General features: G+C 77.4%; 2 protein-coding genes. Both read left to right on the top strand.

Translation table 11 applies throughout. The features are described 5' to 3' along the window. The coding region (locus LLG88_05105) for a hypothetical protein (GenBank protein ID MCE5246285.1) at positions 1-180 on the top strand (180 nt) is incomplete at its 5' end. Between the two features lie 10 nt (positions 181-190). Beyond that, a partial coding sequence (locus LLG88_05110) for a transglycosylase domain-containing protein (protein MCE5246286.1) occupies positions 191-1,923 on the top strand: 1,733 nt, incomplete at its 3' end.

Genomic DNA, 1,923 nt, shown 5'->3' on the forward strand with positions numbered 1-1,923 from the left:
CGGGTGCTCGCCTTCGCCGACGAGCTGCCGGTCGGCACGCACACGCTGACGGTCGTGCTGCGCGCGACGACGGCGGGAACGTTCCAGCTCCCCGCGGCGCGGGCCGAGGAGATGTACACGCCGGAGGTCTTCGGCCGTTCGGAGGGGGGCTCTCTCGTGGTCGCGCCCCCCGCCGACTGAGCGGAGCGCGATGACGACGCCGCACGTTCCCGCGGTCGCGCGCCGCGCGCTCGCCTGGGCGGGCGGACGGGGCGCGCGCTGGCCGCGGCGGTGCGGGCGGTGGGCGGCGCTCGGCGTCGGCGCGGTCGCGCTCGGCGCGGCGTTGTTCGTCGCCTGGCCGCTGCCGCGCGACCTGCTCGCCCCGACCTCGGAGACGGTCGTGCGCCTGCTCGACCGCGAGGGGCGTCCGCTGCGCGAGGCGCGGCGCGACGGCGCGGGGCGCGCCGTGCCGCTGCCGCAGGGGCCGCTGCCGCCGCTCGTCGTGCAGGCGTTCGTCGCCGCGGAGGACCAGCGCTTCTTCGGCCACTGGGGCGTCGATCCGCGCGCCGTGGCGCGGGCGGCGCGCGACGCGGCGCGCTCGCGGCGCGTCGTCTCGGGCGCCTCGACGATCACGCAGCAACTGGCGCGGCGGCTCGTGCCCCGCTCCCGCACGCCGTGGGGCAAGGCGAAGGAGATGCTCTGGGCGCTGCGGCTCACGGCCCATCTCCCGCGCGAGCGGATCATGCGGGAGTACCTCGACCGCGTGGCGCTCGGCGGCGACGTCGTCGGCGTCGAGACGGCGGCCGAGGAGTATTTCCGCCGTCCCGCGGCGGGCCTCTCTCGCGCGCAGGCGGCGCTCGTGGCGGGGGTGGCGAGCTCGCCCGCGCGCTTCGATCCGCGGCGGCGCCGCGCCGACGCGATCGCGCGGATGCGCCGCGTGCTGGAGCGGATGCGCGTCCTCGGCTTCGTGGACGACGCCGAGGCGCGCGCGGCGGCCGACGAGCCGCTCGACTTCGCCGCGCCGCAGCGCGTCTTCCGCGCGCCGCACTTCGCCGCGCGGATCGTCGGTTCGCTCGAGGAGCGCGGCCTCGGCGCGGCGGCGGAGGTCGAGACGACGCTCGACCCGCGGGTGCAGGAGGCGGCGGAGCGGGCGATCCGCGAGGAGCTGTCCGGGCTCGCGGAACGGGGCGTCGGCGAGGCGGCGACGATCGTCGTGGACAACGCGACGGGCGAGGTCCTGGCCTACGCCGGCTCGGCCGACTTCTTCGACGCCGCGTCGGGGCAGAACGACGGCGTGCGCGCGCTGCGCCAGCCGGGGAGCGCGCTCAAGCCGTTCGCCTACGGCCTTGCGCTCGCCTCGGGGATGACGGCGGCGGAGATCATCCCCGACGTCGAGTCCCGCTTCGAGACGCCGGCCGGCGACTTCCAGCCGCGCAACTACGACCGCCGGCTGCACGGCCCGGTGCGGCTGCGCGCGGCGCTCGCCAACAGCTACAACATTCCCGCGGTGCGCGTCTGCAGCCGGATCGGGCCGGAGCGGCTGCTCGCGACGCTGCGCGAGGCCGGATTCGATTCGCTGGACAAGGACGCCGGGCACTACGGCGTGGGGCTGGTGCTCGGCGACGGCGAGGTCTCGCTCTACGACTTGGCGCGCGCCTACTCCGGGCTGGCGCGCGGCGGGGTCGTCGCGCCGCTGGTCGAGGTGCGCGCGGCGCGCGACGCGCGCGGCCTGGCGATCGAGCCGCGAGGGTCGTTCGCGCCGCGGCGCTTCCTGCCGGCCGACGCGACGGCGCTCTTGACGGACATCCTCTCCGACGAGGCGGCGCGCGCGCCGGCGTTCGGGCTCGACAACGCGCTGCGGCTTCCCTTCCCCGTCGCGGCCAAGACCGGCACGAGCCGCGCCCACGTGGACAACTGGACGGTGGGGTTCACGCGCGAGCGGAC

This window comes from bacterium (genome assembly GCA_021372775.1).
Lineage (GTDB): Bacteria > Acidobacteriota > Polarisedimenticolia > J045 > J045 > JAJFTU01.